Source organism: Pilimelia anulata, from assembly GCF_014647895.1.
GTDB lineage: Bacteria > Actinomycetota > Actinomycetes > Mycobacteriales > Micromonosporaceae > Pilimelia > Pilimelia anulata.
Window position 1 is genome coordinate 88606 of the sequence record NZ_BMQB01000001.1, and the last position, 24495, is coordinate 113100.

Here is a 24495-nt window from a genome sequence, read left to right on the forward strand (position 1 = left end):
CGGCAGCCGTAGAGCTGATCAGGCGGGTTCGCCGAGGGGGAGGGTGCAGAAGGCGCCGCCGACGCGGTACAGGACAGGGTCCGCTGTGGTGTCCGGCTCCGCGCCCGGCGGCAGGAGCCGCGCCGCCCACTCCTCGGCGTCGTCGCGCGGCGCGTAGCCCAAGTCGCGGTCGGGGTCGACCGACCACCAGCGGCGGGTGTTCGCGCTCACCCCCCACACCTCCCGGTACCCGAATCCCGCCGGCGCCGTCAGCGCCGCCTCGACCAGCCGGCCGCAGTCGTCCGGGGACAGCCAGGTGGCCAGCGACCGGACGTCGAACGGCTCCGGGAAGCAGGAGCCGATGCGCAGCGCGACGACGTCCATGCCGAAGCGGTCCACGTACAGGCTGCCCAGGGCCTCCATCGCCGCCTTCGCCACGCCGTAGTACGTGTCGGGGCGCGGGTGCAGGTCCGGCGGCAGCGGGTCGGCGGCGCGGGTGTGGAAGCCGACGGCGTGGTTCGAGGAGGCCAGGATGACCCGGCGGACGCCGGCGGTGCGGGCGGCCTCCAGGACGTTGCGGGTGCCGTCGATGTTGATCCGCAGGATGTCGTCCCAGCGGCCCTCGGTGGCGATGCCGGCGAGGTGGACGACCGCGTCGGCGCCCGCGCACGCGGCCGCGACCGCGGCCGGGTCGGTCACGTCCGCCGCGACGGACTCCTCGCCCGCGCCGGTCGGCGCTACGGCCGCCAGGTCGGCCAGGCGCAGGGTGCGGCCGGGCCGGGCGAGGCGCGGGCGGAGCATGCCGCCGACGGAGCCGGCGGCGCCGGTGATGAGGATCGTGGCCACTGCGGTACTCCCTGGTCTGCCGGCACCCGCCCCGCGCGGGCGCCGCCGCCGGGCGCCGGGGTGCCGGCCGCGCGGCGACGGGCCGAGCGTACGACCCGGCCCGGCCCCGCCATGATCGACCCCCCGGCCCCACCGCCGTGGGTGCGCCGCCGCGGGAGCCCCTCTCGGCCGGGGGCCGCCGTCGCTTGCCTCACACCGGCGATGTCACTGCCCGGCCGCGGCCCGGCGGGCCCGACGGGTCGGGGTCCACCGCACTCGCCATGATCAACTCTGCCGTGCGGCGGGCGGGACGCTGCGCCGGCCATCCGCGCCGCAGCGGCGGCGGGAGCGGCGGGCGGTTTCCGGGGGTGGTGGTCGGGTACCGGTGCGGTATGGCCAAGAATCCACGCAAGGGCGACACCGTGCACTGGCGCAGCCACGGCCGCGACGTCCGCGGGACCGTCGAGGAGCGGATCACCCGCCGGCGGCGGGTGGCCGGGCGGCTGGTCGACGCCTCGCCCGACGAGCCGCAGTACCGGGTCCGCAGCGCCGCCACCGGCCGCGACGCCGTGCACCGGCCGGCGGCGCTGCACCGGGAGCCGACCCGCGTGCCCGGCCGGCGGCCGGCGTGAGCGGCGGCGCGGACGACGCCGGGGTGCGGCGGGAGTTCACCACCGCCGTGAACATGCCGCCGGCCGAGCTGGCCGACTGGCTGGACACGGACGAGTCGCGGGCCGTCGGGCAGAAGGACGGCGGCGGGGAGTCGACCGGGCACGCGTCCGGGCGGCGGATCGTCACGCTGCTGCGGCGGCGGGTCGCCGACCTGACGCCCGGCGACCTCGACCACATGCGCAAGGTGACCGGGTACGTGCACCGGCACCTCGCTCAGCGCCCCGGCGGCGACGTCCGGGACACGGCCTGGCGGTACTCCCTGATGAACTGGGGCCACGACCCGCTGCGCGACTGACCGGCCCCGCGGCGCGACCGACCCGCCGCACCCCCGCGCACCTTCGCCGAGGGCGCGCGGCCGGTCGCCGCCGAGGGCGCGCGGGCGGGGTCAGCGGTGTTCGGCCACGTACCGGCCGGGGTCCTTGTCGTGCATGGACAGGCCGGCGCCCTGCGGGTGCTCGCCGTAGAACGTCAGCCACTGCCGGCCGAGGTCGGCGCGCAGGTCGTCGCTCGCGTGCTTGCGGAAGTCCGGCAGCGCCTCGTCCTCCTCCTCGGCGAGGTGCTCGCTGTTCTCCCGGCGGACCGCCCACACCGCGTCCCACCAGTCCGGCGATCCCACGTCGTGCCGGCGGGCGGCGGCCACGCTGTCGCGGATCTTGTTGTGGTCGCGGATGGCGTCGTCGGTCTCGTCGACCGCGTCGGCCCCGCCGCGCTTGAGCAGGTGCGGGTACAGGATCCGCTCCTCGGCCTCGGCGTGGATCTCCAGGTGCAGGGCCAGCGGCTCCCACACCGCGCGCAGGTCGGCCGGCTCGGTCACGTCGTCGAGGCGGGCGAAGCCCAGCCGGAACGCGTGGTGGTCCGACAGGATCAGGCGGGTGATGTCCTCCATGGTCCGCTCCCTTCCCCGCCGCGCGCCGCCGCAATCCTGCCCGCCGCGCCGGCCGCTCGCCGGGACGCCGGGCCGGGGTGGGCCTGTTCGGGCCGCGCCGGGTGCGGGGACGTTGAGTGCCGACCCGGCCGGGCTCACCGGGGCGGGCGGTGCCACATCGTCAGGCGCAGCAGCGGCAGGTAGCCCAGCGCGCGGTAGATCGGCTGCCCGTCGTCGCTGGCGATCAGCATCGCCGGCACCGCCGGGTCGGCCGCCGTCGCCGCCCACGTCAGCGCCGCGCCGATCCCGCGCCCCCGGTACGCCGGCAGCACCGCCACCCACTCCACGTCGGTGACACCCGCGCCGAGCCGCGCGCCCGCCGTCCCGACCGGCGTGCCGTCGACGTACCCGACGTACAGCCGGATGTCCGCGGCCAGCACCGCCGCGTCGGCCAGGACGGTGTCGGCGGCCGCGGGCATCGGGTACGCGGCGACCAGCGTCGCCACGAACGCGGCCAGGCCGGCGGCGTCCGTGACCGGGCGGATCGCCAGCCCGGCCGGCGCCGGCGGCGGGGTGCCGCCCGGCGGGCGCAGCATCAGCGGCGGGTGGCCCATCAGCTCCCAGCCGGGGCCCGGCGGCGGCGTCGGCCACGCCGACAGCAGGGTGGCGTGCCGGGCCGGCGGGTAGAACCGGTCCAGCCGCTCGCCGACGTCGCCGGCCGCGGCGTACTGCGGGGGTTGCAGCCGGACGGCCAGGTTGTCGAACAGCACCGGCGACGCGGGGTCGGCGGCGGCCAGGTCCGGCCAGCGCTGCGCCCGGCCCCCCGGCGTCAGCGCGGCCAGCGCGGCGCTGTGCGCGGCGGCGGTGAGCAGGTACGCCCGCAGCAGCGAGTCCCCGGCCGGCAGGTCCGGCTCCCAGCCGTGGGTGAGGTGGCCGTCGTCGCTCATGCTCGCTCCCTCGCCGGCGCGGACCCGCCCACCGTACCGCCGGTGCCACGATCGGGTGACACTCTCGCGCCCGCGTGCCCGCGCCGCTACGCTCGCCTGCGCACCGGGGCCGACAGCCGGGGACGCGGAGCGGGGGGCGGAACAGTGCGGGATCGACGCTTCGTCGCCGCCGTCGCGGCGGCGCTGGTCGGATTCTTCCTGGTCGTCGTCTCGGTGCGCGGCTGGAACCGGTACGGCGAGACCCGGGACCGCGCCGCCGGGCACCTGGCCACCGCCGAGCGGGCGCTGGCCGCCGGCGACCTGCCCCGGGCCGAGCAGTACGCCGGGTTCGCCGAGGGCGACGCCGACGAGGCCGACCTGCTGCACCGGCAGTCGCAGGGCGCCACCGGCGGCGCCGTGCTGGTGCTGGCGCTCGCCGGCTGGCTGGCCTGGCGGGGTACCCGCCGGCCCGCGCCGGCCGGGCTCACAGCGCCGGCCACACCGTGACGTACAGCACGTAGAGCAGGAGGCCGCCGGCCGCGGTCGCGCCGAGCATCCGGGGCAGCGAGGGGCGCCGGGCCAGCAGCCCGGCCAGCCCGAAGATCAGCGGCAGCAGCCAGGTCGGCGCGAGCACGACCAGGGCGGACTCGCTCAGCTCGTCGAACAGCGCCCCGTAGACGAGCGCGAACTGCACCAGCGCCAGCAGGATCGCCACCACGTAGTAGCCGCGCACGTGCCGCCGCTGCCCGCGCAGCGCGCCGGCCTGGCTCTCCGCGACGTACGCCGACTGCAGGTTCGTCAGCCGCGGCTCGCGTGGCGCGTCGGCCAGCTCGCCGCGCAGCGCGGCCAGCTCCGCCTCGGTGAGCAGGCCGGCGTCGCCGCGGCCGGCGGCGTCCCAGTCCCGGGCGCGGCGCAGCAGCCGGGTGTGCGCGTACGCCCAGTCGGTGTCCACGGCCAGCGCGGTGAGCAGCGCGTCCACGCCCTCGCCGAAGTCGTCGCCGTCCCGCAGGAACACCCACTGCCGGTCGGCCAGCGCCGGCGGTACCGCGGCCGGGTCGACCGCCCGGTGCAGGACCGGGATGATCCGCTTGCCGGCCCGCTCGGCGAGGTCCAGCTCCTCCCGGCAGGCCGGCGACGCCGCCGAGTCGGGCGTCAGCAGGAAGACGAACAGCGGCGCGTTCTCGATCTCGGCCGCGATCTCCCGCCGCCACTGCGCCCCGGCCGGCAGCTCGCGCAGGTCCAGCCAGGTGTGCCGGCCGCGCAGGTCGAGGCGCTTGGCCAGGCGCAGCGCCGCGTCGAGGTCGGTGCGGGAGTAGGAGAGGAACACTTCGGCGTCCTGCATGGCACCCCCCCGGCCCGGCGCCGGCGGCGCCGGCGCTCATTCTCCCAACGAGCGGCCGGGCCCGTCCGCCCCGGCCCGGTCAGGCCAGCCGGCGGGCCACGCGGCCGCCCTCCCGGTACGCCGCCAGCGCCGCCCGGGCGGCCTCCCGCCGGGCGTCCCGGATGCCGCGCAGCAGCCGCTGCCCGTCGGCGAGCACCCGCAGCGCCACCACCCGCCGGTTCTCCGGCCGGGGCGCCCGGTGGATCAGCCCGGCCGCCTCCAGCCGGTCGCACAGCCGGCTGGTGGAGGAGATGCCCGTACCGAGCAGCTCGGCCAGCCGGGCGACCGGCAGGCCGGGCCGGTTCTCGATCAGGGTCAGCGCCTCGGCCTGGAGCAGGGTCAGCCGGGGGCTGGCCCGCTCCCGGGCGCGGTTGGTCAGCGAGACGAGATGGTCCACGAGGGCGTCGAGGGCGGCATCCCGGTTGGGTGACGGCGCTCGGCCCGACTCGGCGCTCATGGCTACTCCTTACCCGGATGGTGGCCGGGTGATCCGGTGGGTGCGGTCCGGCGTCACGCCCCGTGTCGGCGGAGCGCGACGATCGCGATGTCGTCGTCCACGTCGGCGGTGTGCATGTCGCGCAGCAGGCGGGCGCAGAACGCGTCCAGGTCGCCGTCGACGGCCGCGGCGACCTCGGCGAGCGAGTCCAGGCCCTCGTCGATGACGGCGCCGCGCCGCTCCACCAGGCCGTCGGTGTACAGCAGCAGCGTCGCCCCCGGCGGGAGCGTGAGGCGCAGGTCCGGCGGGCGCCGGGTGCGCAGGCCGAGCAGCGTGCCGGGGTGCACGACGTACCGGCCCGGCTCGCCGGCCGGCAGCAGCAGCGGCGGCATGTGCCCGGCGTTGGCCAGCCGGACCGCGCCGGTGGCCGGGTCGAGGGTGAGCAGGCAGAGGGTGGCGGACTCGTCCGGCAGCAGCGTGCAGAGCAGGTCGTTGAGCCGGTCCAGGACCTCCTCCGGCGGATGCCCCTCGACGGCGTACGCGCGCAGGGCGTGCCGCAGCTCGCCCATGATCGTGGCGGCGTGCAGCGAGTGCCCGGTGACGTCGCCGATCGCGACGACGAGCTGCCCGTCGATCATGGCCAGCTCGTAGAAGTCGCCGCCGACCTCGGCGTCGGAGCTGGCCGGCAGGTACCGGACGGCCAGGTCCAGCCCCGCCGGGCGGGGCAGCCGCTGGGGGAGCAGGCTGCGCTGGAAGGTGATGGCGATCCGGTGCTCCTGGTCGTATGACCGCTGCGCCTCGGCCGCGCCGGCCAGCGCCTGCGCGAGCTGGTTGAGCACCGACTCCGCCGCGGCGACCGACGCCGGCACGGCGATCCGGGCGGCGCACCGGTCGCTGCGCAGCCGGGCGGTGGCCACCAGCAGCGGCTCGTCCGGCCCGGCCGCGCCGGGCCAGGCCCCGGCCGGCAGCGGGCCGACCGTGACGCCGACCGCGACGCTCGCCGCCGTGACCGGCGGCGCGGGCGCGGGCACCGGCTCGGCCCGCGGGCCGGCGATGGTGCTGGCGGTCCAGCTCCCGTCCGCGCCCTCCAGCGCCACCGCGGCGGTGCTGTCGAAGATCGCCGCGGCGCCGCGGACGGCGCCGGCGAGCAGCGCGGGCAGGCCGGTGGCGGAGTTGAGGTCCAGGGTGACCCGGGCGAGCTGGCCGAGCCGGTCGGCGAGCAGCTCGGCCCGCTGCCGGGCGCGGTAGTAGCGCAGGACCGAGCGGACCGAGGCGAGGAACTCGCCGGGGTCGATGGGCTCGACCAGGTACCCGTCGGCGCCGTGGTTGAGCCCGTGGGTGCGGTCGACGACGTCCACGGCGTGCGCGGACACGTGGATGACCGGGATGGACGCCAGCGCCGGGTCCGACTTGATCGCCCGGCACACCTCGAAGCCGCTCATGTCCGGCAGCCGGACGTCCAGTACGACCGCGTCCACCGCCCGGCGGCCCAGCGCGGCCAGCGCCCCGCCGCCGGTCGCCGCCTCGTCGACCGCGAAGCCGGCCCGGAGCAGCCAGTTGACCAGGACGTACCGCTTGGCCGGGCTGTCGTCCACCACCAGCACCCGGCCGCCGGCCGGCTCGTCCGCCGCCGGGTCGGGTCCGCCGCCGGGAATCATGTCGGGTCCGCCGCCGGGAATCATGTCGGATCCGCCGCGGGGGAGCGGGGCAGCCGGACGGTGAACGTGCTGCCCGCGCCGGACGTGCTGGCCACCGTGATCCCGCCGCCGAGGATGCCGGCGAGCCGCCGCGCGTACGGCAGGCCCAGCCCGGTCCCGGTGACCGTGGCCTGCAACTCGCCCCGGATCTGGTAGAAGTCCTCGAAGATCCGGTCCTGCTGGTCGGCCGGGATGCCGATGCCGGTGTCCGCGACCGTGAACGTCACCCCGTCCGGCCCGTCGGCCGCGCAGATCAGCCGGACCTCGCCGCGCTCGGTGAACTTGACCCCGTTGGTCAGCAGGTTGCGCAGCACCTGGCCGAGCAGCGCCTCGTCCGAGCGCACCGCTAACCCGGCCGGCGGGTCCTCGATCACCAGCTCGACGCCGGGCCGGGTGCCGATCGCCCGCAGCGTCCCGCGGAGCTGGCCGAGCAGCAGGACCAGGTCGATGTCGGACCAGGTCGGCTCCAGGTGCCCCGCCTCGGCCTTGGCCAGGTCCAGCAGGTCGTTGACCAGGACCAGCAGGCTGCGGGCGGAGTCGTGGATGAGGGTCACCTGGGTGACCTGGTCCGCGCTGAGCGGGTCCGAGGCGTGGTCGGTGAGCATCCGGGACAGGCCGATCACCGCGGTCAGCGGGGCGCGCAGCTCGTGGCTGATGTTGGCCAGGAACCGGCTCTTGGCGGCGCTGGCGGCCCGCAACTGGGCGGTCTTGTCGTCCAGCTCGGCGTACAGGGCGACGACGCCCCGGTTGGTCTCCTCCAGTTCGGCCGAGAGCTGCCCGTACAGGACCAGCACGCCCTGGTTGGTCTCCTGAAGCTCGGCGTTGAGCCGGGTCAGGTCGTTGCGCTGCCGGCGGACCTCGTCCAGCGCGGCGATCAGCGATTCGTTCTGGGCGGCCAGCTCGTCCAGCGGCGTCGCCGGTACGGTCGTCGCCACCGTGGCCCGCAGCGCGGCGAGCGCGGCCGGGTCGGGCAGCGCGGGCAGCCGGCGGGCCAGCCGGACCACGGCGGCGCCGTCGGCGTGCGCGACGGCGAGGGTGTCGACCAGCCGGGCCGCGGCCGCCCGGGCGGGCGTGGCCGCGTCGGGCAGCGGGCCGATGCTGCGCAGCTCGATGGCCAGCGCCGGCGGGCCGTCCAGCACCGACATCAGCACGTCGGCGCCGCCGGCGGCCAGCAGCTCGCGGCCCAGCTCGCTCAGGGCGGTGGCGATCCGGACCTGGTCCTGGCCGTCCAGGCCGACGGCCGCGGCGACCTCGCGGCCGCGCTGGCGCAGTGCGAACACGTCCGGCTCGACCCGGAGCGCGCTGCGCAGCACCTCGGTCATGGCACCCTGGCCACGAGCACGCAGGCGTCGTCGCGGCGCACCCCGGCGTCGCGCAGCACGGTCGCCGCGACGACCGCCGGCGACCGGTCGAACAGGCGCGGGTAGTCGGCGCCGGTCCACCGGTCGCTGACCCCGTCGGAGTGCAGCAGGACGGTCGCGCCGGCCGGCAGCGGGTAGCCGAACTCGCGGACCACCCGCCGCTGGTGCCCGGCGATGCCGGGCAGCGAGACCATCCCCTTGCGCGCGCCGCCGGCCAGCACCGCGCCGCCGATGTTGCCGAGCCCGCTGTACCGCACGGCGGCGCCGGCCGGGTCCAGCTCGGCGACGGCGATCGCCGCGCCGCGCGTGCCGGACAGCGCCCGGTGCAGCCGCTCGACCAGCGCGGCCGGCGGCTCGGGCGGCGCGGCGCGGAACGCCGCGGTCGCCGCCCGGGCCGCCACCGCGGCCAGCGGCCCGTGCCCGAGCCCGTCGACCACGAGCAACTGGACGCGGCCGTCCAGCGTCCGGACCGCGTGCCCGTCGCCGCAGGCCGGGCCCCAGTCCAGCGCGCGGACCACCCCGCACGCGCCGCTCGCGGCGGGTGGTTCCCTCGGCCACAACTGCACGGCGGCCACCGTTCCCCGACCGGGCAGCGAGTACACGTCGTACACCGACGACATCCGGGCGATCGCGCCCAGGCCCACGCCGAGCGTCCCGGCGGTGGAGTGGCCGTCGCGGGCGGCCAACGCGGGGTCGCGCATGCCCGGCCCGGCGTCCACGGCGAACAGCTCCACCCCCGCCGCCATACCGTGCCGGACCGGCCGGACGAGCAGCGTGCCCTGCTCGCCGTGCTTGACCAGGTTGCTGGTCAGCTCGGCGGCCACGACGGCGACGTCGCCGGCCCGCTCGGCGGTGAAGCCGAGCCGGGCGGCGAGCCGCTCGGCGGCGCGGCGCGGCGGCCCGGCCGCGCCCGGCCCCTCGACCCGGAACCACGCGCCGTCGTCGGCGACGTCCACGACCGGCGGGGTCGCGGTCACCGGGCCCACTTCACGATGCTGACCCGGGTGCCCCGGCCGGGGCCGGTGTCGATGTCGAACTCGTCCACGAGGCGGCGCGCGCCGGACAGGCCGAGGCCCAGCCCGCCGCCGGTGGTGTAGCCGTCGGTGAGCGCCAGGTCCAGGTCGGCGATGCCCGGGCCGTCGTCGGCGAGCACGATCCGCACGCCGGTGCGCCGCTGCCGGACGATCGACACCTCCACGCTGCCCCCGCCCCCGTACACCAGGGTGTTGCGGGCCAGCTCGCTCGCCGCGGTGACCACCTTGGTCTGGTCCACCAGCGACAGCTTCGCCTCGACGGCGGCGGTCCGGACGAGCTGCCGGACCCGGACGACGTCCTGGTCCGAGGCGACCGGCCGGGTGGTCGCGCCCTGCCCGGCGTCCGCGCTCACGGGCCGGGGACCGATGCGGCGAGGTCGTCCTCGTCCTCGTCCCCGAGGTCCGGTAGCCAGCCGTCGGCCGCCTCGGCGGCGGCCCGGCCGAGAATGGCCAGGGCCCGCTCGACGTTCAGCGCGGTCCGGATGCCGTTCAGCGACAGCCCCAGCTCGACCAGCGTGATCGCCACCGCCGGGCGCATCCCGACGACGACGGTCTCCGCGTCGAGCACCCGGGAGATCGAGGCGATCGTGGCGAGCATCCGGCCGACGAACGAGTCGACGATGTCCAGCGCGCTGATGTCGATGATCACGCCGCTGGCGCCGGTGGCGACGATGCGCTCGGCGAGATCCTCCTCGAGCTGCAGCGTGATCCGGTCGGCCAGGTCCACCTGGATCGAGACGAGCAGGACCCGGCCGAGCCCGAGGATGGGGACCCGGTCCATCAGGCCACCGACTCCCGGCGGACCGCCGCTGCCCGCCGCAGCACGTGCCGCAGCGCGTCGGCGAGCGTGGCCTTGGTCACGATGTCGCCGAACTCGATCCCGAGCGCCACGATCGTCTGGGCGATCTGCGGCCGGATGCCGGAGATGATGCAGTCCGCGCCCATCAGCCGCGCCGCCACCACGGTCTTGAGGACGTGCTGGGCGACCTGTGTGTCCACCGCCGGGACGCCGGTGATGTCGATGATCGCGTACGGCGACCCGGTGTCCACCAGCGTCTGGAGCAGCCGCTCCATCACGACCTGCGCCCGGGCGGAGTCGAGCGTGCCCACCAGCGGGACGGCGACGACGCCCTCCCAGAGCTTCACCACGGGGGTGGACAGCTCCAGCAACTGCTCGGCCTGGTCGGCGATCAGCTCCTCCCGGGCGGCGGTGAAGCTGCTGAAGGTGAACAGCCCCAGCTCGTCGACGAACTTGGTGAACGCGAGGTAGTCCCGCACCTGTGCCGGGTCGGTCAGCTCGGTCCGCTCCAGGAGCACGTCCTTGAGCGCGAATACGCTCACCGCCGTCTCGGTCGAGCTGAAGCCCTGCCGGGCCCGGTCGCGGCTCAGGTCCGCCAGGACGGCCCGCAGCTCGGCGCCCGCGTCGGCGTCGATGTCGCCCGGGCCCGCGGCCAGGGCGGCCGCCAGCGCATCGTGCAGTTCCGCCAACTGCCGCCGCAGCTCGGCCTCGCTGAGCCGGCCGGCCAGCGGCGCGCCGGCCAGCGCGCTCCAGCGCGCGACCAGGTCGTCGCCGTCCGTGCGCAGCAGGTCGGCGAGACGACCAGCCTGATCCTTGTCGAGCGCCATGTGCCGCCTCCCTGCGGGGCTTGCGTCATCGCCGCGCCCGCCTCCGGGGCACGCCGCTGTCACCATACTTGCCACAGGGGAAACGTGGCCCGGGCACCGACCGCCGCCGCGGCGCGGTAGCGGTCGGTTTCTGCCCTCGTACGGTGAGTGATGGCGCCCCGGGGCGGTCAGCCGACGAGCACCCGGGCGAGCCCGACGGTGTCCGCGCCGTCGTACCAGTACCCGGCCCCGACGGCCTCGATCGCCCGGGTCGGGCGGAAGTCGCCCCCGGCGGCTTCGGCCGCGGAGTCCCACATCTGCTCGCCCATGAAGGTCGCCACCTCCGCCGACGCGGGCACGCCCGCCAGCGCCCGCCGGTACGTCGGGTCGTCACCGAGCCGGGACCCCGCCGCGCGGCGGCCGGCGCCGGTCACGCTGACCCGATCGCCCGCGACCCGGACCACGGCGCCGCGGCCGAACGCCCGCGTGGCCGCGGCCCCCAACCGGCGGGCCGCGGCGGCGTCCACCATGCGGACATCCACGGTAGCCCCCGAACCGGGCCCGACGGAGTTGACCGAGTCGATCCCCGCCCGTCCGGCCCGCATGTCGCGCTCGTGCCGCTCGAACACGCCCGCGGCCACCTCCTCGTAGTCCCCGCCGCCGGCCGCGTCGCCCGACGGCGCGGGCAGCAGCATGAACGCCGCCGAGTCGAGCATCAGGGTGTCGACCCCGAAGCCGCCCGGCAGCTCCGCGGCGGTCGCCTGCGCCGGGCGGCCCGGCGTGTCGTCCAGCCACCCGCGGGCGGCCGGGGCGTCGCTGCGCGGCAGGGTGCCGCCGATCAGCCGGCTGCGGACCTCCAGCGCGCCGTCGGCCGCCGTCGCCGCGGCGACCACGACGCCGTGCAGGTACTTCTCGACCTCGCCCGGCGACAGGCCCGGCGTCAGCTCCGCGAGCAGGGCCGGCGGCGCCGTGCGGACGCGGTCCAGGTCCGCCCAGCCGACCGCGAGCCGGTCGGCGGGCAGCCGGCGGACCGCCCCGCGGTACCCGGCGTCGTCGGCCAGCGACGCGGCCCGGGCCTCGGCCACCGCCGCCTCGGCGGCCGCCTGGCTGTCCGTCCGGTCCGCCACGGCGATCACCGCGTACCCGTCGGCGAGCACGAATCCGAGCTTGCTGCCCTTGCCCTTCGCCCGCGCATCCCGGACCGCGGACAGCGCCGCCCTGGTCCGCGCATCGTCGGCGCTGGCGACGGCGGCCAGCGTGACGAGCTGCCCGCCGTGGGTCCACTTCGCCGTCCCCGCGCGCCCCTCCCACCACGTGTGCAGCTTGGTGTCCTTGAGGTCGAGCATCTCGGCCAGCGGCGAGCGAAGCTCCCGCAACAGGTCCACCGGCGACCCGGCGGCGCCGGCCCGGCGCACCAGCGCGTCGCCGGCCACCCGCTGCCCGAGGCCCGGGCGCAGGTCGAGCTGCGCGAAGGCGAACACCGACGCGGGCAGGGCGTCGGCGGGCTGGCGGCCGAGGGCGCGGTTCCAGGCGGCGACGGCGAACGTACCGCCGCCGGCGAGCAGCGCCACGGCAACCGCGGCGGCGCCGACGGCGACGAACCGGCCGCGGCGGCGCCGCTCGGGGGCGAGTGGGGTGGGATCGGTCGGGGTGTCCGGTTCGATCTCGATGACGGGCTCGACCGGCGCGGGCTGCTCGGGAGAAGTCACGAGCGGCACCATCGACCGCCCGCTCGCCCGGCCTGAGGAAACCGGCCCGGCCGCCTCGCCGGCGGCGGGGCGGCCTACGGTGCGCGCAGGGCGGCGGCGATCAGGCGCGCGGCGTCCCGGCCGTACGCGGCCCGGCTCTGCAGCTCGGCGAACCACCGCTCGTACAGGTCGATCTCCTGCGGCCGGGTCACCTTGATCTCCGCCGACGGGATGGCGAGCTGAACGGTGTGCGCGTCGAAGATCCAGAACCCGCAGGCCGAGACGCCGCGGTGCGCGGAGTCGGTCGGTACGACGCCGAGCGAGAGGAACGGCAGCTCGGCCAGCGACAGCAGGTGGACGAGCTGCGCTGCGTGGACGTCCGGGGGCGAGTAGCGGAAGCGCAGCGCCTCCTCGAACAGCACCACGAGCACCCGCTTGTCGCCATTCAGCGCGAGCGCGGCCCGCTCCTGCCGGAACCGGATCGTCTCGTCGAGGTCGTGGGGGATGCGGTGCAGCTCGTACAGGTACGCCAGCAGGCTGCGCATGTAGTCCGTGGTCTGGAGGATGCCGGGGATGATCAGCGGCTCGTGGATGCGGAACACGGCCGTCCGCGCGTACAGCGTCCGGGTGGTGGGCCCGCCCGAGCCCTTCAGGCCGCCGCGGAAGCGGGCCTTCCACTCGACGTACGCCGTGTCGAGCGCGTGCAGGGTGGCGAGCAGCTCCGGGGCCAGCTCGGGGACGCCGCAGTGGTGGCACCAGTCGCGGATGTTCCGCTCGGTGGGGACCTGGTTGCCGTGCTCCAATCGGGACAGTCGGGTGGAGTGCATGCCGCACAGCGCGGCGAGCGCCCGCCCCGTCAGGCCGGCGCCCTGACGCACCTGCCGAAGACGGGCGCCCAACTCCTTGCGGGCGTCAGCGATTGAGCTGTAGGGCGAACTCACCATGTGGTGTCGCGGTCTCCCACACCGTCTCGAAGGCCGAGCGGCAAAGCTCGACGGTCTCGGACACCCTCGTGAACGTATAGCCGTTCGGCCGTCCCTCGGCATCGAAGTGCAAGAAGATCACGGCTGAGTCGTCCAGGAGGTAGAAGTCGGCGCCGGGTTGCGGTATGCCGGCTGTGGCCGGTCGATAGCACCAGCGGTGGCTTTCGCCGGCGGCGTCGATGCGGTGGACGATCGATGCGATCCAGCGGTGATAGCTGCTGACCGGATCGGATACCACCTTCAATCGGCGGAGACGCCTTCCGGCCGACGCGATCGATGAGACCTTCGTGCACCAATTGTCGAGCCAGGCGCCATCATCGATGCCGGTCTCCTGCCACGTCGCGAAGCGGGGTAGCTCGCGGGCGGTGCCGTACCCGTCCCGGAACTCCATGTGATCCCATCCCGAGGAGATCGCCTCGTAGCGGTCCACGAACTCGTCGTAAGTGATCTCCTGCACGTCAGCCCTCGAGGGTGATGAAGGGCAGCATGCGATACGGCACCTCGACCGCGTCCTCATGGTCGGGGATGTCCAGCATGGCGCGAGTGTCGGCGTCGATCTTGAATCCCTGCATCACCCAGCTCTGCCGCTCGGCGCAGCGGTACACGGTGGGCGAGTTGTTCTCGGCCGATCCCGGGTCCTTGCCGACGAACTGAAGGTCCACTTCAGCTCCCCTTAGGAGGTGTGCAGCGGCTTGCATCTCGGCGATTCTCGCCGTGGCCGGGCGCAGGGTAAAGCTGCAAGCTGCTGCATACCCGTGGTGTCGCTGGTCGGCGCGCAGCGAGAGTCGTTGCGGCAGTGCGATCCGGGCAAACCCCTGACGCCGCGCGGTCCGGTGACTTGTTGATCCTGCGGGAGTCGGAGTACCGGCGCGGTCGCGGTGCGATCCTCGTGACGGTGTCGGCAGTGGGTGACGTCCGTGAGGATGGGGCGATCTGTGGATCAGCGTCAAGGCGGAGCAGCGCATGCTGGACCGGGAGCCCGTGGTCAGGTTCATTCAGGTCCGGGCAGCGAGCGTCCCCGAGGCCAGGCGCCGTACGCGCGGCCGCGCCACTGTCGTCGCGCGGCCCTTCACCTCACCTCAGCTCGGGGGACGGTAGGCGTCGTGGTCGGTGGCGACGCGCCAGACGTCCTCGAAGACCCGGCCGCAGAACTCCACCACCGCGCGGTCCTCGGACACCAGCCGCTTGCTGACCACGCCCTGCCCGTCGTAGTGCAGGAACATCGCGGTCCGGCCGTCCAGCATGTAGAAGTCCGTACCGGGGAACGCCTGCGTCGTCACCCGCTCCCGCGGGCACCAGCGGGTCGGCTCGCCGGCGTCCACGATCGGCTTGATCGTGTCGTGCACGAACCGGTGGTAGTCGCCGAGCGGCTCGCACACCACCTCGATCCGCCGCAGTGACCGGCCCGCGCCGGACAGCCGCCGGACGAGTGCGTGCCAGTCGTCGAGGTAGGAGGTGTCCACCGGCTCGCCGCGCTGCCACTGGGCGAACGGCTCGACGTCGCCGGGGACGCCGTAGGAGTCGCGCAGCTCCATGTGCACCCAGTCGCGGTCGATGGCACTGTACCGGCGTACGAACTCGTCGCGATCAACCTCGAACACGCGCACCCCCGGGTGATGGCTAGCGGTTGGTGGCGCGGCGCCGGAGGAGCAGCCCCGCGGCGGCGGCAACAGCAAGTAGCACGATGGCGCCGCCGACCAGCCACCCGACCGACAGCCCCCCGTCGGCGGGGTCGGCGGACGCCGCGCGGCTCGGGCTCGGCGCCGCGGTAGGTCCGGCCGGCGTCGTCGGCGGGGTCGTGGCCGCCGGGTTGTCGACCGTGAACGTGTACGAGCCCTGGACGGGGTGGCCGTCGGTGGAGACGACCCGGTACGCGACCCGGTAGGTCCCGTTCGCCAGCGCCCGACTGATCGTGACCGTCCCCTTGGTACCGGCGACGGCGGGCGCGCCGGTGGGTACGGCCTGCTGGTTCCCGTCGGTGACCGTGATCGTGGTGAAGTCGGGGTTGAGCGGCTGCATGAACGTCAGCGCCACCGCCTTCGGCGCCACCGCGAGCGTGGCGTTCTTCGCGGGGCTGGCCGACGTGAGCTGGTTGTGGGCGGCGGCCGGGGCCGCCGACGCGAGCGCGAGCACGAGGCCGGCGAGGACCGCGGCCGCGGTGCGGGGAGCGGGGATGCGCATCGGGATCTCTTTCCGGGACGGGGTCAGCCGAGGAGTTGTTGGCCGACCCAGCCGCCCGGCGGGCAGCCGGGCGGGATGGCGAACACGGCCGAGCCGATCGGGGTCGTCCACTGGTTGAGCAGGTCCCGTTCGGCGAGGCGCCGCTGGATGGGGAGGAACTGGCGGGTGATGTCGGCCTGGTAAGAGGCGAAGATCAGGCCGCTGTCGGCGTTGCCGGCGGCGTCGGGTACGCCGTCGTAGTTGTACGGGCGGCGCAGCAGCCGCAGCCGGTCGTCGCCGCCGACCCGGGCACGGGTGAGGTGGGAGAAGTCCGGGATCACGGTCAGGCCGTCGGAGCCGGTGGCCGCGAAGTCGGGCTCGTCGTGCTCGGCGGTGCCGGTCAGCGGGGCGCCGGTGTCCAGGGTGCGGCCGACGGCGAGTTCGCGGTCGCTGCGGCCGAGCAGGTCCCAGGTCTCCAGGTTCATGGAGATCCGGCGCAGGACCAGCGTGCTGCCGTCGCGGGCCCAGTCCGGGCCGTCGGGGGTCCAGACCGCGGCGTCGAGGGCGGGGCCGGTGGGGTTGGCGGTGCCGTCGAGCTGGCCGAACAGGTTGCGCTGGGTGCGCCCGGACGGCTCCGCGGCGGCGGCGCGGCGGAAGCCCTGCTGGACCCAGCCGACGGTGGCGAAGGGGCGGCTGTCCTTGACCAGTACCCGCTGGGCGTGCGCGACGGTGATCGGGTCGTCGGCGCAGATCTGGAGCAGCAGGTCGCCGCCGGACCAGCGCGGCTGCAACCGGTCGATCCTGAACGGCGGCAGCTCCACCAGCGAGGCCGGGCGGCGGGCGTCCAGGCCGGCGGCGCGGTAGAGGGCGGGCCCGAAGCCGAACGTGACGGTGAGCCGGGCCGGGATCTGCCCGAGTTCGGGTTCGGTGTCGGCCAGGGCCGGGACGCCGGCGGTGAGGCGGGCGGCGTCGTCGGAGAGCAGGCGCAGCATCCGGCCGAGCGCCGCCCGGTCGACGCCGGGGCGCAGCCGGAGCGCGACGAACGCCGCGTGGGCCTGCGGATCGGTGGCGACGCCGGCCTGCCGGGCGCCGTGGAACGGCTCCACCGCCGACCCGACCGCGGCCGGCGCCGGCGCGGGCGCTCCGGCGCCGGCCGCCGCCGTCACCGCGGCGCCCGCCGCCGCCCCGGCCGCGGCGGTGCCGGCCAGGGCGGCGCTGGCGAGCAGGCCGCGCCTGCTCGCCAGCGGTCGGTTCGGGGTGCTATCGGTCATGGGTGACTCGCGGTGGGCGACGGCGCGCCCGAGGTCGGGCCGGAGCCGGGGCGGTAGCTCTCGCCGGCGCCGGTGAACGGCTTGGCCACGGCGGTGAACGGCAGCGTCTTGCCGCCGGCGAGGTTCAGCGTGATCGTCACCTGCTCGCCGGCGGGGATCGGCCGCTTGAGCTTCATCAGCATCAGGTGGTCGCTGCCGGGCTGGAGCTTGTGGCTGGTCTTGGCCTTGAGGACGAATCCGTCCTTCTTCTCCTGCATGACCATTTTGCCATCCTTCATGGCCATCTCGTGCAGCTCCATCGGCGACAGCTCGGTGGTCGCGCCGGTGATGGTCACGTCGGCGTCGGAGTCGTTGACCAGGATGCCGAACGCCCCGGTCATGCCCTTGTCCGTGGCCTTCACCCAGGCGTCCTGGACGCGTACCGGCTCGACGGGGGACGGGCTCGGCGCGGCCTGCGGCTCGGTCTTGGCCGACGACGAGCCGCAGCCCGCCAGGGTGACCGCGAGGGCGGCGGCGGCCAGCAGCGCGGCGGGCCGGGCGATGCGGGAGAGGACTGCGTGGGTGCGCATGGGTGGGCCTCCGGGGATTCGGACGATACCAAGGTTGGTCGGTCCCACCCCGCCGCGAGTTCCCGGCGTCCCGCGAATAGTCGCACCGGCCGCGAACCGGACATCCCGGGCCGCCGCCCGGCCGGGGGCGGGCGGCCGTCCGGTCAGGGGCCGGTGCCCCGGGCGGTGTACGGGGGGAGGAGGCCGTCGAGGAGGCGCTGGAGGTTCTCCGTGAAGTGGTCGCTGGCGCCGCCCTCGCGGAACACCTCGACCGCCCGGGCGAACGCCGGGAAGCGCGCCGCATCCGCCATCATCGCCATGTCCCGGGCGAACGACCGGTCGCTGCCGATCGGGTGGGTGTCCATCAGCTCGCCGATCGCGTACTGCCAGAGCAGCTTGAACGCCACCATGCAGGCCCGGGCGTGCAGGCCGGTCCGCTCCAGCGCGGCGAACAGCCGCTCCAGCACCGGCAGGATCGACGGCCCGGCCAGGCCCTCGGTGACGATCAGCGGGATCGCCCAGGCGTCCCGGCGCAGCGCGTCGTGGATGGCGCCCAGCACCGAGGTGATCTCGGACCGGGCGTCGCCCGCGACGGGCGGCAGCACGATGCCGAGGGCGACGGCGTCCAGCATGCCGATGAGCAGGGCCTCGCGGTCCTGGACGTGCCGGTACAGCGACATCGGCGCGGTGTCCATCCGCTCGGCGACCCGGCGCATGGTCACGGCGGCCAGGCCCTCGGCCCGGACCAGGCGCAGCGCCTCGCCGATGATCGTGTCGGGGTGCAGGGCGCGGGCCCGGCGGCGGGTCGGTGGTGCGATCGCGGTCGCCTCCCTCGTCGGCGGGGACCCCGGACCCGGGGTCCGCGGCGTTTTGTACCACACGGGCGGCCGGCGGCCCGGAGCCCGGTCGCCGGCCGGCGGGCTCACCCCGGCACCCCGGTGGGCGCCGGGACCCGCCAGTGCCGGGCCCGGTGCTGGGCCGCCCACATCGCCGCGTACCGGCCGCCGGCGGCCAGTAGCTCCTCGTGCCGGCCCTGCTCGACCAGGGCGCCGTCGTGCAGGACCAGGATGCGGTCGGCCGAGACCAGCGTCGACAGGCGGTGGGCGATGACCAGCACGGTGCGGTCGGCGACCAGCGCGTCGATGGCCCGCTGGACGGCCACCTCGCTCTCGGTGTCCAGCGCGGCGGTCGGCTCGTCGAGCAGCACGATCGGGGCGTCCTTCAGGATCGCCCGGGCCAGCGAGATGCGCTGGCGCTCGCCGCCGGAGAGCCGACCGCCGATCTCGCCGACCGGGGTGTCGTACCCGGCGGGGAGGGCGGTGATGAAGTCGTGCGCGTTCGCCGCCCGGGCGGCCGCCTCGACCTGCTCGGGCGTGGCGTCGGGGCGGCCCATGGCGATGTTGGCGCGTACGGTGTCGTCGAACAGGTACACGTCCTGGAAGACCACCGAGATGTGCCGGTGGATCTCGGCCGGGTCGAGGCCGCGCAGGTCCACGCCGCCGATCCGGACGGCGCCGGAGGCGGGGTCGGCGTACCGGGTGAGCAGGCGGGTGACCGTGGTCTTGCCGCAGCCGGAGTGGCCGACCAGCGCGGTCAGCCGGCGCTCGGGCGCGGCCAGGGTCAGGCCGCGCAGGACCGGCACGCCGGCCGGGTCGTAGCCGTACGTGACGTCCTCGAGGGACAGGTCGAACCGGGTGATCCGGCGGTCCCGGCCGTCGACCGGCAGCGGCGGTACGGCGAGCACGTCCCCGACCCGCTCCAGCGCGGCGTCGGTCAGCTCGAACACCCCGGTCATCGCGGCGGCGGTGGCCAGCGGCTCGGCCATCCGTACGGCGGCGGCGGTGAGGCCGAGCAGCAGCGGCAGCGACAGCGACCCGGCGAGCACCAGCCCGGCGCCGACGGCGACCATCGCGACCAGGCAGACCTGCACGGTGCTGGTGGCGAGGATGCCGGGCATGGTGAGCCGGCGCTGCATCCGGCCCATCTCCTCGCCCTGCCGCTCCAGCGCGCCGACCAGCCGGCGGGCGGACGGGCCGAGCTGGCCGGTGGCCTTCCACACCGGCAGGCCCTGGACGTACTCGATGACGTGGTCGGCGGCCCGGGCGTCGGCGGCGTCGAGCCGGCGGAAGCCGGCGCCGGAGACGCGCTGCATCCGGCGGACGAACGCGACCGCGACCGGGGTGGCGGCGGCCAGCACCAGGCCGAGCCGCCAGTCCACCGCGATGATCACGGCGCCGAGGATCGCCGGGACGGTGACCAGTTGCAGGAACAGCAGGCTCAGCGTGGACACGCCCATCGAGGCGTTGGCGGCGTTGCCGCCGACGACGGTGCTGAGGTCGCCGGCCGCGCGCCGCTCCAACTCGCGCAGCGGCATCCGGCGGAGCTGGTCGCCGAGGCGCAGCCGCAGCTCGGCCAGCACGCTGGCCCAGTGGGTGTACTGGAAGCGCAGCTCGTGCAGGCGCAGCGCGGACTCGACGGCGTACGCGGCGGCGAAGACCGCGCACCAGCGCCACGCGGCGGCGGCGTCGACCGGGTCCCGGGTGAGGGCGGCGAGCAGCGGGATCAGCGCCAGGTACGCGACGGTCTGGGCGAGCGCCGCGAGGGCGGTGGCCCACAGGCAGGAGCGGAGCTGCGCGCGGAACGAGCCGGCGGACAGCAGCGCCAGCCGCAGGATGCGGATCATCGGGAGACCTCCGGGGTGCGGGTGGTGCCCAGGCCCCAGGCGCTGGCCCGTTCGTGGTGGGCCCAGAGCCGGGCGTACCGGCCGTCGCGGGCGAGCAGTTCGGCGTGGGTGCCGCGCTCGGCGACCCGGCCGCGGTCGAGGACCACGATCGCGTCGGCGTCGGTGATGGTGGACAGCCGGTGGGCGATGACGATCACCGTCCGGCCGCGGGTCAGGCCGGCGATCGCCGCCTGGATGGCGGCCTCGCTCTCCGGGTCGGCGAACGCGGTGGCCTCGTCCAGCACGATGATCGGGGCGTCGGCGAGGACGGCCCGGGCGATGGTGAGCCGCTGCCGCTGGCCGCCGGACAGGGCGGTGCCGCGCTCGCCGACGATGGTGTCGTACCCGGCGGGCAGCTCGCGGTCGATGAAGTCGTGCGCGCCGGCGACCCGGGCGGCGGCGCGCAGCTCCGCGTCGGTCGCGGCGGGGCGGCCGAGCCGCAGGTTGGCGGCGACGGTGTCGTTGACCAGGAACGGCTCCTGGAAGACCAGGGCGACGTGCCGGAGCAGGACATCGCTCGGGATGTCCCGGACGTCCACCCCGCCGACCTCGATCCGGCCCTCGGCGACGTCCCAGAACCGGGGGATCAGCCGGGCGATCGTGGACTTGCCGGAGCCGGACGCGCCGACGATCGCGCAGACCGTGCCGGCGGGCACGTCGAGGTCGACGCCGTCCAGCGCCCACCGGCCGGCCGGGCCGGTGTCGTAGCCGAACCGGACGCCGCGCAGCGCGACCGACGCGTCGGCCGGGTGCCGCGGTACGGCCGGCTCGGGCAGCGGCGGCAGGTCGAGCAGCTCGCGGATGCGCAGCGCCCCGGCCCGGGACTCGTGGAGCTGGTGGGACAGGTACATCAGCGGCATGATCGAGTCGACCGGGAGCGTGCCCAGCAGCAGGCCGGCGAGCAGCCCGACCGGCGACATCGCGCCGTCGGCGACGAGCCACGTGCCGGCGGCGAGGACGATCGCCAGCGTCGGCAGCGGGCCGAGCGCCAGCCGGGTGAGGATCGCGGCGCCCCGGCCGGTGCGCTGCCAGGCGGCGGTGGCCTCGGTGAACGCGGCGACCCGGTCGGCGAACCGGCGGAACGACGTGCTGCCGTCGTCGAACGTGCGGACCACCGGCATGCCCTGGGTGAACTCGACGACGGCGGCGTTGATGTCCTCGTTGGCCGCGTCGTACCGCCGGCGGACGGCCGCGTGGTCCCGGGTGGCCAGCCGCATGCCGACCGCGACCACCGGCCCGAGGACTAGCACCCCGAGCGCCATCCGCCAGTCCAGGACCGCGAGCGCGACCAGCGCGGCGACCGGCTGGACGACGCCGAACGCGCCCAGCGGCACGCAGTCGGCGACGGCGATGTGCAGCGAGCGGACGTCGTCCTGCACGACCTTCTTGATCGCGCCGGCGCCGAGCCGGTGCACCGCGCCGAGCGGCAGCGTGCCGATCCGGTCGGCGAGCCGGGTGCGCAGGTCGACCTCGAGGTCGAACGACGCGAAGTGGGACACCCGCAGGGCGAGGGCGCGCAGCACGAACCGGATCAGCAGGCCGGCGAGCGCGGCGGCCAGCGCGAGGCCGATCCGGGCCGGGTCGGGGTCGGGCGCGAGCAGGGCGGCGAGGGCGACGGCGACCGCGGCGAAGCCCGCCACCCCGACGGCGGCGCCGACGGCCGCGAGGGCCGCCGCCCGGTACAGCCGGCCGCGGACGGGGGCCAGCAGCGACCCGAGGGCCGGGGCGGGCGGCGCGGCGGGGGCCCCCGGTGCGGCGGCCGCGGGGGCCGCGGCACGTTCACTAGTGACAACCATTTCCATCTCCGGCCTTCTTGGAGTACGGTGTACGCGTCCTGATCGGCCGTCCTCAGAAGAGCGAGGAATGGTCATATTCCACCATTTCATGTGCCCTGTCCAGGTGAAACTTTCCTCTTCACAGGGTCGCGAGGCGCATGCCATGATGGCTCTCGAACGCCCACTGAGGGTACCCAAAGTTTTTGCGTACGCCAGTAACACAGCTCAGGAGGAACGGGTGACCCTGTCCCGGCGGGAACTACTACGGCTGACCGGACTCCCCCTCGGCACCGCCGCCGCCCTCGCGGCCCTCGGCGCCTGCGGCCGGACCGCGGCGGGGCCGGTCACCGGCAGCACCGGCGCGCCGCAGCGCGGCGGCACCGTCCGCTTCACGTTCGTCGGCGCCGGCGCCACCGAGACGATGGACCCGGCCAGCGTGTTCAGCCCGGCCGAGCTGGCCCGCTGCCTGGTCGTCTTCGACCCGCTGTTCACCGTCGTCGACGGGCGGACCACGCCGGCGCTGGCGCTGCGGGCCGAGCCGGGCGCCGGCGCGCGTACGGTGACCATCACGCTGCGGCCCGGCGTGACCTGGCACGACGGCAGCGAGCTGACCGCCCGCGACGTGGTGTTCAGCCTGGCCCGGCTCGCCGCGCCGGACCGGCCGTACCCGAGCGAGCTGACCACCTACCTGGACGTGACCCGGGCCGTGGCCACCGGCGCGCTGACGGTGCGGGTGCCCACGCACAAGCCGGTCGGCGACCCCGCCGGCCTGCTCGCCGGCGCCCAGCTCATGATCGTCAAGAACGGGACGACCGCGTTCACGGCCGGCAAGCTCGTCGGCACGGGGGCGTACAGGCTGACCGGGTTCGCGCCCGGCCAGGACGCCACGCTGGGCCGGTACGACGGACACTGGAACGGCCCGCCCAACGCCGACACCCTCGTCATCGCCAGCGTGAACGACGCGCAGGCCAGGGTGAACGCCGTCCGCGCCGGCCAGGCCGACCACGCCGCCGACATCCCCTTCGCCATCGCCCGCACCGGCGCCGGCGCCGCCGACCTGGAGGTGCGGACCGCCGGCGAGGCGCAGCGGGTCGGCTACGGGTTCGTGATGAACACCACCCGCAAGCCGCTCGCCGACCCGCGGGTGCGGCTGGCGCTGCGGCTCGCCGTCGACCGGCAGGCGCTCGTCGACACCGTCCTGCTCGGGTACGGCGCGGTGGCCAACGACCTGTACGGCCGCGGCGCCCAGTACTTCGCCGACGACACCCCCGTGCTGGGCCGCGACGTCGACCGGGCCCGGTCCCTGCTCGCCGGGGCCGGCGCGGCCGGCGCGCCGCTGGTCATCCGCAGCTCCGACTACGAGACCGGCCTGAATGCCGCCACCCAGCTCTACGTGGAGCAGCTCAAGCAGCTCGGCCTCAAGGCGAGCGCGCAGCTCGTCGGCCCGGCCGAGGCGTTCACCCCGGCGGGGCTGGCCGGCGCCGACCTGATGGCGTTCCCGCTCGGCGCGTTCCCCCTCGGCGTGATCTACGCCCGGTCGGCGGCGTACCCGTCGCTGGCCTTCCCCGACCCCGAGCTGACCAGGGCGCTCGGCACCGCGCTGGCCACCACCGACGAGGCCGCCCGGGCCGCCGCCTGGCGGACCGCGCAGCGGGTGATGGCCGACCGGGGCAACTGGATCGTCTGGGGGCGGGCCGACGTGCTCAGCCTCGCCCGCCGGACCGTCGGCGGCATCCAGGTGCGGGAGTCGGCCAAGTACCCGTACCTCGGCCGCGCCGGGCTGACGGGGTAGCGATGTCCGCCGACCCCTGGCTGCCCGCCCTCGGCGGCCCCGCCGGGCCCGCCCCGGACGTGGTCTGCTTCCCGCACGCCGGCGGCGCCGCGAGCTTCTTCCGCCCGTGGGCCGCCGACGCCCGCGCCGCCGGGCTGCGGCTGTGGTGCGCGCAGTACCCCGGCCGCGAGGACCGGCTCGACGAGCCGCCCCGGACCGACATCGCCGCGCTCGCCGACCCGCTCGCCGCCGCCGCGGCGGGCCTGGGGGAGCACGGGCTGGTCCTGTTCGGGCACTCCATGGGCGCGCTGGTCGCGTACGAGGTGGCCCGGCGGCTGGACGCCGGTACCCCGCTCGCCCTGGTGGTGTCCGGCCGGCGCCCGCCGGCCGTGCCGCCCGAGCGGATCCGGCACGAGCTGGCCGACGACGCCCTGGTCGCCGAGCTGGCCGCCCTCGGCGGGCCGACCCTGCTGCTGAGCCGGCCGGACACCCGGGCGATCTTCCTGCCCGGCATCCGTGCCGACCTGCGGGCCGCCGAGACGTACCGGCACGCGCCCGGGCCGCTGCTGCGCGCCCCGATCACCGCGGTGGTCGGCGACGCCGACGGCGAGGTCGGGCCGGACCTCGCCCGCGGCTGGGCCGCGCACACCCGCGGGGCGTTCGCGCTGTCGGTCCAGCCCGGCGACCACTTCTACCTGCTGCCGCGCCGCCGCGCGGTGCTCGACCTGCTGCTCGCCGGCGCGCGGACCGCCGCGCCGGCGCTCTGCCACCCCGTCGTCGTCGAAAGGGACTAGCG

Annotated in this window: 27 protein-coding genes; 5 read left to right on the top strand and 22 right to left on the bottom strand. The window is 76.0% G+C overall.

Annotated elements, in window-relative coordinates:
* Positions 1-18 precede the first annotated feature (18 nt).
* On the bottom strand, positions 19-825 hold the full coding sequence (locus IEY94_RS00425; RefSeq protein WP_189167983.1) for an NAD-dependent epimerase/dehydratase family protein: 807 nt from the start codon (positions 823-825) through the stop codon (positions 19-21).
* Positions 826-1196: 371 nt separating this feature from the next.
* Here IEY94_RS00425 and IEY94_RS00430 point away from each other — a divergent pair, with 371 nt between their 5' ends.
* Complete coding sequence (locus IEY94_RS00430; protein WP_189167984.1) at positions 1197-1436, top strand: hypervirulence associated TUDOR domain-containing protein; 240 nt, start codon at positions 1197-1199, stop codon at positions 1434-1436.
* The gene (locus IEY94_RS00435; protein WP_229783204.1) at positions 1433-1771 is read left to right on the top strand and encodes a DUF3140 domain-containing protein; all 339 of its coding nucleotides are present in this window, start codon (positions 1433-1435) and stop codon (positions 1769-1771) included. Before IEY94_RS00430 ends, IEY94_RS00435 begins: the two co-directional genes overlap by 4 nt.
* A 90-nt stretch (positions 1772-1861) precedes the next feature.
* On the opposite strand, the gene IEY94_RS00440 is transcribed toward IEY94_RS00435, so the two are convergent.
* Both IEY94_RS00440 and IEY94_RS00445 read right to left on the bottom strand, forming a co-directional pair.
* A complete protein-coding gene (locus IEY94_RS00440; protein ID WP_189167985.1) occupies positions 1862-2362 on the bottom strand; it encodes a hemerythrin domain-containing protein in 501 nt (166 codons plus the stop codon).
* A 134-nt stretch (positions 2363-2496) separates the two neighbouring features.
* On the bottom strand, positions 2497-3288 hold the full coding sequence (locus IEY94_RS00445) for a GNAT family N-acetyltransferase (protein ID WP_189167986.1): 792 nt from the start codon (positions 3286-3288) through the stop codon (positions 2497-2499).
* Between the two features lie 144 nt (positions 3289-3432).
* On the opposite strand from IEY94_RS00445, the gene IEY94_RS00450 reads away from it, so the two are divergent.
* Positions 3433-3774: a hypothetical protein gene (locus IEY94_RS00450; protein WP_189167987.1), complete on the top strand. Its 342-nt coding sequence runs from the start codon at positions 3433-3435 to the stop codon at positions 3772-3774.
* Here IEY94_RS00450 and IEY94_RS00455 read toward each other — a convergent pair.
* The 19 genes from IEY94_RS00455 to IEY94_RS00545 all read right to left on the bottom strand — a co-directional run bounded on the left by IEY94_RS00455 (position 3752) and on the right by IEY94_RS00545 (position 21955).
* On the bottom strand, positions 3752-4609 hold the full coding sequence (locus tag IEY94_RS00455) for a toll/interleukin-1 receptor domain-containing protein (protein WP_189167988.1): 858 nt from the start codon (positions 4607-4609) through the stop codon (positions 3752-3754). The genes IEY94_RS00450 and IEY94_RS00455 overlap by 23 nt on opposite strands.
* A gap of 79 nt (positions 4610-4688) precedes the next feature.
* Positions 4689-5105 carry a MarR family transcriptional regulator gene (locus IEY94_RS00460; protein WP_189167989.1) on the bottom strand — a complete coding sequence of 139 codons (417 nt, stop codon included), beginning with the start codon at positions 5103-5105 and terminating at the stop codon, positions 4689-4691.
* A 53-nt stretch (positions 5106-5158) separates the two neighbouring features.
* Positions 5159-6742 (bottom strand): SpoIIE family protein phosphatase, encoded by a 1584-nt coding sequence (locus tag IEY94_RS00465; protein ID WP_189167990.1) that lies wholly within the window; start codon positions 6740-6742, stop codon positions 5159-5161.
* Positions 6743-6762: 20 nt separating this feature from the next.
* Positions 6763-8103 carry an ATP-binding protein gene (locus tag IEY94_RS00470; RefSeq protein WP_189167991.1) on the bottom strand — a complete coding sequence of 447 codons (1341 nt, stop codon included), beginning with the start codon at positions 8101-8103 and terminating at the stop codon, positions 6763-6765.
* Entirely contained in the window at positions 8100-9128 is a 1029-nt protein-coding gene (locus IEY94_RS00475) for a SpoIIE family protein phosphatase (protein ID WP_189167992.1), read from the bottom strand. The genes IEY94_RS00470 and IEY94_RS00475 overlap by 4 nt, the downstream gene beginning before the upstream one ends.
* The gene (locus tag IEY94_RS00480) at positions 9116-9529 is read right to left on the bottom strand and encodes an ATP-binding protein (protein ID WP_189167993.1); all 414 of its coding nucleotides are present in this window, start codon (positions 9527-9529) and stop codon (positions 9116-9118) included. The genes IEY94_RS00475 and IEY94_RS00480 overlap by 13 nt, the downstream gene beginning before the upstream one ends.
* Positions 9526-9957, bottom strand: coding sequence for an STAS domain-containing protein (locus IEY94_RS00485; RefSeq protein ID WP_189167994.1), 432 nt, complete (start codon positions 9955-9957; stop codon positions 9526-9528). Before IEY94_RS00485 ends, IEY94_RS00480 begins: the two co-directional genes overlap by 4 nt.
* Positions 9957-10802 (bottom strand): STAS domain-containing protein, encoded by an 846-nt coding sequence (locus IEY94_RS00490; RefSeq protein WP_189167995.1) that lies wholly within the window; start codon positions 10800-10802, stop codon positions 9957-9959. The genes IEY94_RS00485 and IEY94_RS00490 overlap by 1 nt, the downstream gene beginning before the upstream one ends.
* 167 nt (positions 10803-10969) lie before the next feature.
* Positions 10970-12490 (bottom strand): hypothetical protein, encoded by a 1521-nt coding sequence (locus tag IEY94_RS00495; RefSeq protein ID WP_189167996.1) that lies wholly within the window; start codon positions 12488-12490, stop codon positions 10970-10972.
* Positions 12491-12564: 74 nt separating this feature from the next.
* Complete coding sequence (locus IEY94_RS00500; RefSeq protein ID WP_268244808.1) at positions 12565-13413, bottom strand: helix-turn-helix domain-containing protein; 849 nt, start codon at positions 13411-13413, stop codon at positions 12565-12567.
* On the bottom strand, positions 13382-13909 hold the full coding sequence (locus IEY94_RS00505) for a DUF6879 family protein (protein ID WP_189167998.1): 528 nt from the start codon (positions 13907-13909) through the stop codon (positions 13382-13384). Before IEY94_RS00505 ends, IEY94_RS00500 begins: the two co-directional genes overlap by 32 nt.
* A gap of 1 nt (position 13910) precedes the next feature.
* Positions 13911-14114 carry a hypothetical protein gene (locus IEY94_RS00510; RefSeq protein ID WP_189167999.1) on the bottom strand — a complete coding sequence of 68 codons (204 nt, stop codon included), beginning with the start codon at positions 14112-14114 and terminating at the stop codon, positions 13911-13913.
* A gap of 417 nt (positions 14115-14531) precedes the next feature.
* Complete coding sequence (locus IEY94_RS00515) at positions 14532-15053, bottom strand: DUF6879 family protein (protein ID WP_189168000.1); 522 nt, start codon at positions 15051-15053, stop codon at positions 14532-14534.
* Between the two features lie 19 nt (positions 15054-15072).
* Entirely contained in the window at positions 15073-15633 is a 561-nt protein-coding gene (locus IEY94_RS00520) for a copper resistance CopC family protein (RefSeq protein ID WP_189168001.1), read from the bottom strand.
* Between the two features lie 23 nt (positions 15634-15656).
* A complete protein-coding gene (locus IEY94_RS00525) occupies positions 15657-16883 on the bottom strand; it encodes a Dyp-type peroxidase (RefSeq protein ID WP_189168002.1) in 1227 nt (408 codons plus the stop codon).
* Positions 16880-17452 carry a copper chaperone PCu(A)C gene (locus IEY94_RS00530; protein WP_189168003.1) on the bottom strand — a complete coding sequence of 191 codons (573 nt, stop codon included), beginning with the start codon at positions 17450-17452 and terminating at the stop codon, positions 16880-16882. The genes IEY94_RS00525 and IEY94_RS00530 overlap by 4 nt, the downstream gene beginning before the upstream one ends.
* Positions 17453-17595: 143 nt before the next feature.
* Positions 17596-18357: a TetR/AcrR family transcriptional regulator gene (locus tag IEY94_RS00535; RefSeq protein ID WP_189168004.1), complete on the bottom strand. Its 762-nt coding sequence runs from the start codon at positions 18355-18357 to the stop codon at positions 17596-17598.
* Positions 18354-20114: an ABC transporter ATP-binding protein gene (locus IEY94_RS00540; RefSeq protein ID WP_189168005.1), complete on the bottom strand. Its 1761-nt coding sequence runs from the start codon at positions 20112-20114 to the stop codon at positions 18354-18356. Before IEY94_RS00540 ends, IEY94_RS00535 begins: the two co-directional genes overlap by 4 nt.
* On the bottom strand, positions 20111-21955 hold the full coding sequence (locus IEY94_RS00545; protein ID WP_229783205.1) for an ABC transporter ATP-binding protein: 1845 nt from the start codon (positions 21953-21955) through the stop codon (positions 20111-20113). The genes IEY94_RS00540 and IEY94_RS00545 overlap by 4 nt, the downstream gene beginning before the upstream one ends.
* A 211-nt stretch (positions 21956-22166) precedes the next feature.
* Here IEY94_RS00545 and IEY94_RS00550 point away from each other — a divergent pair, with 211 nt between their 5' ends.
* Positions 22167-23720 carry an ABC transporter substrate-binding protein gene (locus tag IEY94_RS00550; protein ID WP_189168006.1) on the top strand — a complete coding sequence of 518 codons (1554 nt, stop codon included), beginning with the start codon at positions 22167-22169 and terminating at the stop codon, positions 23718-23720.
* A gap of 2 nt (positions 23721-23722) precedes the next feature.
* Positions 23723-24493, top strand: a complete 771-nt coding sequence (locus tag IEY94_RS00555; RefSeq protein ID WP_189168007.1) for a thioesterase II family protein — start codon at positions 23723-23725, stop codon at positions 24491-24493.
* Positions 24494-24495: the final 2 nt, after the last annotated feature.